6 protein-coding genes are annotated in these 8095 nt (G+C 71.1%); 2 read left to right on the plus strand and 4 right to left on the minus strand.

The window, feature by feature from the left end; all coding sequences use genetic code 11:
* The 4 genes from opcA to tkt form a co-directional block, all read right to left on the minus strand.
* The coding region (opcA, locus tag HW445_RS11905) for a glucose-6-phosphate dehydrogenase assembly protein OpcA (protein ID WP_257231014.1) at positions 1–1135 on the minus strand (1135 nt) is incomplete at its 3' end.
* On the minus strand, positions 1132–2670 hold the full coding sequence (zwf, locus tag HW445_RS11910) for a glucose-6-phosphate dehydrogenase (RefSeq protein ID WP_180220994.1): 1539 nt from the start codon (positions 2668–2670) through the stop codon (positions 1132–1134). The genes opcA and zwf, both read right to left, overlap by 4 nt.
* A 3-nt stretch (positions 2671–2673) precedes the next feature.
* The gene (gene tal / locus HW445_RS11915) at positions 2674–3792 is read right to left on the minus strand and encodes a transaldolase (protein WP_180220995.1); all 1119 of its coding nucleotides are present in this window, start codon (positions 3790–3792) and stop codon (positions 2674–2676) included.
* Positions 3793–3827: 35 nt separating this feature from the next.
* Positions 3828–5915: a transketolase gene (gene tkt / locus HW445_RS11920; protein ID WP_180220996.1), complete on the minus strand. Its 2088-nt coding sequence runs from the start codon at positions 5913–5915 to the stop codon at positions 3828–3830.
* Positions 5916–6336: 421 nt separating this feature from the next.
* On the opposite strand from tkt, the gene HW445_RS11925 reads away from it, so the two are divergent.
* Both HW445_RS11925 and HW445_RS11930 read left to right on the plus strand, forming a co-directional pair.
* Positions 6337–7293, plus strand: coding sequence for a heme o synthase (locus HW445_RS11925; protein ID WP_180220998.1), 957 nt, complete (start codon positions 6337–6339; stop codon positions 7291–7293).
* Between the two features lie 97 nt (positions 7294–7390).
* Positions 7391–7741 (plus strand): hypothetical protein, encoded by a 351-nt coding sequence (locus HW445_RS11930; protein ID WP_180220997.1) that lies wholly within the window; start codon positions 7391–7393, stop codon positions 7739–7741.
* Positions 7742–8095 lie beyond the last annotated feature (354 nt).

An 8095-nucleotide genomic window follows, 5' to 3' on the forward strand; every position in this document is an offset into this window, starting at 1 on the left:
CCGCCGCCCGCTTCACGGCGGGTCCGCGCTTGGCGGCCCGCTTGGCAGGACCCTTCACCACGTCCTCCTCCGGTACCGCCACCGGCACCGCCACGTCGGCGGCGGCCTCGGCGGCCTCGGGGGTCCCGGCGGCGCCGGCCCCCTCCCGCGAGGCGTCCGCGGAACCCTCGTCGGCCGACCCCCCGCCGAAGGCGTGGGCGGCGTCGGCCCCCGCGTACAGCCGGTCCACCCCGTACTGGAGGGCGGCCGCGTACGTCTCGTCCGGGTCCAGGCGCCGCAGCTCCTCGGCGATCAGCTCCGAGGTCTCGCGCCGCTTGAGCGCCACCTGCCGGTCCGGCTGGCCCTCGATGGCGAGCGTCGCCAGCGTGCCGTCGGCCCGGTCCAGGGTGATCCGGCCGCAGGTGGTGTCCATCCGGACGCCGGTCAGGCCGGGTCCGGCGGAGCGGGTGCGGCGCACCGGCACGTCGAGGCGGTCGGCGAGCCACATGGCCAGCAGCTCGCAGCTCGGGTTGAACTCCTCGCCCTCGACCTCGACGGCCTTGACCTGGCAGACCACCTGGTCGAGCGCGGCCGCCAGCATGGACCGCCACGGGGTGATCCGGGTCCACGACAGGTCGGTGTCGCCGGGCGTGTAGGAGCCGGCCAGCGAGCGCAGCTCGCCCACCGGGTCCTCCGCGGCGTAGGTGTCCGTCACCCGGCGCTGCGCCAGCGCGCCCAGCGGGTCCTGGGCCGGGTCGAGCGGCGCGTTCACCGGCCACCAGACCACCACGGGGGCGTCCGGCAGCAGCAGCGGCAGGACCACCGACTGGGCGTGGTTGACCACCTCGCCGTAGAGCCGCAGCACCACCGTCTCGCCGGCGCCCGCGTCCGCGCCCACCCGCACCTCGGCGTCCAGACGCGACTGCGTGCGGTCGCGCGGGGAGCGGGCGTGCCGCTTGATGACCACCAGCAGCCGCGAGGGGTGCTCGTGCGAGGCCTCCGCCGCCGACTTCATGGCGTCGTAGGCGTTCTCCTCGTCGGTGACGACGACCAGGGTGAGCACCATGCCGACGGCGGGGGCGCCGAGTGCGCGGCGCCCCTGGACCAGTGCCTTGTTGATCTTGCTGGCCGTGGTGTCGGTGAGGTCGATCTTCATGGCCGGCGCCAGCTCCGTCCGTCTCGTGCGAGCATCTCGTCCGCTTCTGCGGGTCCCCAGGTTCCGGCCGGATATTGGGCGGGGGAGCCCTCGGTGTCCCAGAACTGCTCGATCGGGTCGAGGATCTTCCAGGACAGCTCGACCTCCTCCGTGCGCGGGAAGAGGTTGGCGTCGCCGAGCAGGACGTCGAGGATGAGCCGCTCGTAGGCCTCCGGGCTGGACTCGGTGAACGACTCGCCGTAGGCGAAGTCCATCGAGACGTCCCGGATCTCCATCGAGGTGCCCGGCACCTTCGAGCCGAACCGGACCGTCATGCCCTCGTCCGGCTGCACGCGGATCACCATCGCGTTCTGCCCCAGCTCCTCGGTGGCCGTGTGGCCGAACGGGGAGTGCGGGGCGCGCTGGAAGACGACCGCGATCTCGGTGACCCGGCGGCCCAGCCGCTTGCCGGTGCGCAGGTAGAAGGGGACGCCCGCCCAACGGCGGTTGTCGATCTCCAGCTTGATCGCGGCGTAGGTGTCGGTCCGGGAGGACGGGTCGATGCCCTCCTCCTCCAGGTAGCCGACCGCCTTGGCGCCGCCCTGCCAGCCCGCCGTGTACTGGGCGCGCACGGTGGCGGCGGCCAGGTCCGAGGGGAGCCGCACCGCGCCGAGGACCTTGGTCTTCTCGGCGGCCAGCGCGTCCGCGTCGAAGGAGGCGGGCTCCTCCATCGCGGTGAGGGCGAGCAGCTGGAGCAGGTGGTTCTGGATGACGTCGCGGGCCGCGCCGATGCCGTCGTAGTAGCCGGCCCGGCCGCCGATGCCGATGTCCTCGGCCATCGTGATCTGCACGTGGTCGACGTACGACCGGTTCCACAGGGGCTCGAACATCTGGTTGGCGAAGCGCAGCGCCAGGATGTTCTGGACGGTCTCCTTGCCGAGGTAGTGGTCGATCCGGAACACCTGGTCCGGGGCGAACACCTCGTGCACGATGGAGTTCAGCTCCTCGGCCGACTTCAGGTCGTGGCCGAAGGGCTTCTCGATGACCGCGCGGCGCCAGGAGCCACCGGTCTGGTCGGCCAGCCCGTGCTTCTTCAGCTGCTGGATGACGACCGGGAAGGAACCGGGCGGGACGGACAGGTAGAACGCGAAGTTCCCGCCGGTGCCCTGGGCGCGGTCGAGCTCCTCGATGGTGGAGCGCAGCGACTCGAACGACTCGTCGTCGTCGAAGGAGCCCTGGACGAAGCGCATGCCCTGGGCGAGCTGCTGCCAGACCTCCTCACGGAAGGGGGTGCGGGCGTGTTCCTTGACCGCGTCGTGGACCACCTGGGCGAAGTCCTCGTCCGCCCACTCGCGGCGGGCGAAGCCCACCAGGGAGAAACCCGGCGGCAGCAGACCACGGTTCGCGAGGTCGTACACCGCCGGCATCAGCTTCTTGCGGGACAGGTCGCCCGTGACGCCGAAGATCACCAGGCCCGACGGCCCCGCGATGCGCGGGAGCCGTCGGTCCAGGGCGTCACGGAGCGGGTTCGCTCCGGTGACAGGGGAAGGTGACAAGGTCTAGCCCTCCGAGGGGGCGAGCTTCTCGAGCTCGGCCTTGGTCGAACCGAGCAGGTCGTTCCAGGCGGACTCGAACTTCTCGACGCCCTCCTTCTCCAGCAGCTCGACGACCTCGTCGTACGAGATGCCCAGGGCCTCGACGGCGTCGAGGTCGGCGCGGGCCTGCTCGTAGGTGCCGGTGACCGTGTCGCCGGTGATCTGCCCGTGGTCGCCCACGGCCTCCAGCGTGCCGCCCGGCATGGTGTTCACCGTGTTCGGCGCGACCAGGTCGTCGACGTACAGGGTGTCCTTGTACGCCTTGTCCTTGACGCCGGTGGAGGCCCACAGCGGACGCTGGCGGTTGGCGCCGGCGCGCTCCAGCTCGTTCCAGCGGTCCGAGGAGAAGACCTCCTCGTAGGCCTGGTAGGCCAGACGGGCGTTGGCGAGGGCGGCCTTGCCGCGCACCGCCTTGGCCTCGTCGGTGCCCAGGGCGTCGATCCGCTTGTCGATCTCGGTGTCGACCCGGGAGACGAAGAAGGAGGCCACGGAGTGGATCTTCGACAGGTCCAGGCCGCGCTCCTTCGCCTTCTCCAGACCGGCCAGGTAGGCGTCCATCACCTGGCGGTAGCGCTCCAGCGAGAAGATCAGCGTGACGTTGACGCTGATGCCCAGGCCGATGACCTCGGTGATCGCGGGCAGGCCCGCCAGGGTCGCCGGGATCTTGATCAGGGTGTTCGGGCGGTCCACCAGCCAGGCCAGCTGCTTGGCCTCGGCGACCGTGGCCCGCTCGTCGTGCGCCAGACGGGGGTCGACCTCGATCGACACCCGGCCGTCACGGCCGTCGGTGGCGTCGAAGACCGGGCGCAGCACGTCGGCGGCGTCGCGGACGTCCGCCGTCGTGATCATCCGGATCGCCTCCTCGACCGTCACCTTGCGGGCGGCGAGGTCGGTGAGCTGGGTGTCGTAGCCGTGGCCCTCGGAGATCGCCTTCTGGAAGATCGACGGGTTGGTGGTGACACCGACCACGTGCTGGTCGTCGATCAGTTCCTGCAGGGAGCCGGACGAGATCAGGGTGCGGGACAGGTCGTCCAGCCAGATCGCCACACCCTCGTCGGAGAGGCGCTTGAGTGCGTCTGTCATGGTTCTTTGCATCTCCTACTTGGTCGGTATCAGCGTCAGCGCCGGGCTGCGGCGAGGGATTCCCGGGCCTGGGCGGCCACGTTCTCGGCGGTGAAGCCGAACTCGCGGAACAGCACCTTGGCGTCCGCGGAGGCGCCGAAGTGCTCCAGCGAGACGATCCGGCCGGCGTCGCCCACGAAGCGGTGCCAGGTCAGGCCGATGCCGGCCTCGACGGCGACCCGCGCCTTGACGGACGGGGGCAGCACGCTGTCGCGGTAGGCCTGGTCCTGCTCGTCGAACCACTCGACGGACGGCATGGAGACGACCCGGGTCGGGACGCCCTCGGCCTGGAGCTGCTCGCGGGCCTCGACGGCCAGGTGCACCTCGGAGCCGGTGGCGATCAGGACGACCTCGGGCTCGCCGCCCTCGGCGTCCTTCAGGACGTAGCCGCCGCGGGCGGTGTCCTCGTTCGCCTCGTAGACGGGCACGCCCTGGCGGGTGAGCGCCAGACCGTGCGGGGTGCCCTTGCCGAACTCCTTCGTCCAGCGGCGCATGATCTCGCGCCAGGCGATGGCCGTCTCGTTGGCGTCGGCCGGGCGCACGATGCTCAGGCCCGGGATGGCGCGCAGCGATGCCAGGTGCTCCACCGGCTGGTGGGTCGGGCCGTCCTCGCCGAGACCGATCGAGTCGTGCGTCCACACGAAGGTCACCGGCAGGTGCATCAGCGCGGACAGGCGGACGGCGTTGCGCATGTAGTCGGAGAACACCAGGAAGGTGCCGCCGTAGACGCGCGTGTTGCCGTGCAGGGCGATGCCGTTCATCTCGGCGCCCATGGAGTGCTCACGGATGCCGAAGTGGATGGTGCGGCCGTACGGGTCGGCCTCCGGCAGCGGGTTGCCCTCGGGGAGGAAGGAGCTGGTCTTGTCGATCGTGGTGTTGTTGGAGCCCGCCAGGTCGGCCGAGCCGCCCCACAGCTCCGGCACGACCGACCCCAGCGCCTGGAGCACCTTGCCCGACGCGGCACGGGTGGCCACCGAGGTGCCCGCCTCGAAGACCGGGAGCTTCTGCTCCCAGCCGGCCGGCAGCTCGCCCGCGGCGATCCGGTCGAACTCGGCCGCCCGCTCCGGGTTGGCCTGACGCCACGCCTGGAACTGCTTCTCCCACTCCGCCCGGGCGTCGCGGCCGCGGTCCAGGGCCTTGCGGGTGTGGCCGATGACCTCGTCGGAGACCTCGAAGGACTGCTCCGGGTCGAAGCCCAGCACGCGCTTGGTCGCCGCCACCTCGTCGTCGCCGAGCGCCGAGCCGTGGGCGGCCTCGGTGTTCTGCGCGTTCGGGGCGGGCCAGGCGATGATGGAGCGCATCGCGATGAACGACGGCCGGTCGGTGACCGCCTTCGCGGCCTGGACGGCCTCGTAGATCGCGGCCGGGTCCAGGTCGCCGTTCTCCTGCGGCTCGACCCGCTGGACGTGCCAGCCGTAGGCCTCGTACCGCTTGGCGACGTCCTCGGAGACCGCGGTCTCGGTGTCGCCCTCGATCGAGATGTGGTTGTCGTCCCACAGCAGGACCAGGTTGCCCAGCTTCTGGTGGCCGGCCAGGGAGGACGCCTCGGCGGCGATGCCCTCCTGGAGACAGCCGTCACCGGCGACGCAGAACACGAAGTGGTCGAAGGGCGACTCGCCCTGCGGCGCCTCGGGGTCGAACAGGCCGCGCTCGTAGCGGGCGGCCATCGCCATGCCCACGGCGTTGGCGACACCCTGGCCCAGCGGGCCGGTGGTGGTCTCCACGCCGGTGGTGTGCCCGTACTCCGGGTGACCCGGGGTCTTGGAACCCCAGGTGCGGAAGGCCTTCAGGTCGTCCAGCTCCAGGCCGAAACCGGCCAGGTAGAGCTGGGTGTAGAGGGTCAGGGACGAGTGCCCGGCCGAGAGGACGAAGCGGTCACGCCCCACCCAGTCGGCGTCGGACGGGTCGTGGCGCATCACCTTCTGGAAGAGCGTGTACGCCGCGGGCGCCAGGCTCATGGCCGTACCGGGATGGCCGTTGCCGACCTTCTGTACGGCGTCAGCGGCCAGGATGCGGGCGGTGTCCACCGCGCGCTGGTCCAGCTCTGTCCACTCGAGGGCTGTGGTGGTCGGCTTGTTGCTCACCCTGGGTCAGGGCTCCTCTCCACATGTCGAAAGCCGGTGAGGTGTGCGCTCACCGGTGCAACCGACGGGTTCCGGGCCGTCGGCGGGTCGAGCCTATCCCCTGGAAACACGGCGTTCTCCCTTGTGACCAGAGTGTGGCCACAGGCCTGATTCTTCTGAATTCGCGCCTGCTCACATGGGCATTCCTTCTGGGTCCGGGTGCGCTCACATGGGCGTGCCGCCCGGCCCGTCGTCGGGGCACGTCACGCCGCGCGGAACGCTCCACGGCCGGGTTCCCCCGCGGGTGCGGCCAACACGAGAGCACCCCCGCGAATCGCGGGGTCTGGGCAACGTCTAGAGTGGCGTGGTACGCGCGAGCCTTCGCCGGACCTTTCCGACAGGTCCGATTCGGCGGGGGCTCGCTGGGATGTCTCTGTCAGGGGTGTGCGTGACGGCCGTTGAATCCCGTCCAGCGGCGGTAGTCGGGACGAGCAGCCCGAGGCCGGACCGCCGGCCGTTCCGGGCCCGGGCCATGGCGTTCGTGGCGCTCACCAAGCCGCGGATCATCGAACTGCTGCTCATCACCACCGTGCCGGTGATGTTCCTGGCGGAACAGGGTGTACCCGACCTCTCGCTCGTGCTGCTGACCTGCCTCGGCGGGTACCTCTCCGCGGGCGGCGCCAACGCGCTGAACATGTGGTACGACCGGGACATCGACGCGCTGATGGACCGCACCTCGCAGCGGCCGCTGGTCACCGGCATGGTGAGCCCGCGTGAATGCCTCGCCTTCGGCATCGCCCTGGCGGTCGGTTCCACCGTGCTCTTCGGGCTCACGGTCAACTGGCTGTCGGCCTGGCTCTCGCTGGGCGCGCTCTTCTTCTACGTCGTCGTCTACACGATGATCCTCAAGCGCCGTACCGCGCAGAACATCGTCTGGGGCGGCATCGCCGGCTGCATGCCGGTGCTGATCGGCTGGTCCGCGGTGACCGACTCGCTCTCCTGGGCGCCGGTCGTCCTCTTCCTGGTCATCTTCTTCTGGACGCCGCCGCACTACTGGCCGCTGTCGATGAAGGTCAAGGACGACTACGCCCGGGCCGGCGTGCCGATGCTTCCGGTGCTGGCCGGCAACAAGGTGGTCGCCCGCCAGATCGTGATCTACAGCTGGGTGATGGTCGCCGTCTCCCTGCTGCTGACCCCGCTGGGGTACACGGGCTGGTTCTACACCGCCGTGGCGCTGGCGGCGGGCGGATGGTGGCTCTGGGAGGCGCACGCGCTCATGGGCCGCGCCAAGGCGGAGGTCACGGGCGCGAAGCTGAAGGAGATGCGGCTCTTCCACTGGTCGATCACCTACGTCTCCGTCCTCTTCGTCGCCGTCGCCGTGGACCCGTTCCTGCGGTAGCCGAACCCTCGTCCCCCTCACGACGCGAGGGGTGGGTGGCCAACGCCACCCCCCCCTCGCGTCGCCCGTTCCGCTACCCGTCGGTAGCATCCTGACCATGGCAGACACGCAGCAGGTTGACGAGGCGACCAGGCCGGACGCGAGGGCGGAGCGGCGTGCCGCGCGGCTCGCCAAGCAGATCGGTTCCTTCGCCGCGAAGCACGGCGGCGCGGAGGGGCAGGTGGCCCACCTCGGCCGCAAGGGTGCGCGGATCGTCCTGGTGGGCGAGGACGGCGACTGGGGCGATCTGGTGGCGCCCACGTACGACGTGGCCCGCGAGGCGGTGGCGAAGGCGGGGATCACCGTCCACGAGGACTTCGACGGGGAGTTCGCCGCGAAGGTCAGGACGGGCCCGTACGAGTGGTCCCGCATGGCGGGCATCCAGCTGGGCGGCCCCAGCAACCACTGAGCCCCCCGGGTTCCCCCCGGTCGTCGAGCCGCCGCGCCCCCTGGCACCCCAGGAGACGCGGCGGCTCCGTCATTCCCCGGCCGGTGGCCCGGCCCGTGCAGCCTGCGCGCAGCCGTGACGCCGGTGCCGCGCGGCACCGGCTTGTTCCCTCTGCGGGCAGTCGTGCCGCTAGGGGCGGCACGGGTGGGCGCAGGCCTCACGTGCGTACGTGACGGCTCGCTCCGCGGAACGTAAGCCCTCTGGGAAGGGGGCGGGTCGGGGGATGGCAGTGCTGTCCGCCTGGGGCCTGGCTTGTGCACGCCGCTGTGAGGTCATGTGCGTACGGCGCCGCCGGCTTGGGTGTGGTGGGGCGGA

The sequence above is a fragment of the Streptomyces sp. UH6 genome, assembly GCF_013421635.1.
Lineage (GTDB): Bacteria > Actinomycetota > Actinomycetes > Streptomycetales > Streptomycetaceae > Streptomyces > Streptomyces abyssomicinicus.

Coding starts and splice junctions, on each gene's coding strand:
- tal (WP_180220995.1), bottom strand. CDS start 3,792: ATGACAGACGCACTCAAGCGCCTCTCCGACGAGGGTGTGGCGATCTGG.
- HW445_RS11930 (WP_180220997.1), top strand. CDS start 7,391: ATGGCAGACACGCAGCAGGTTGACGAGGCGACCAGGCCGGACGCGAGG.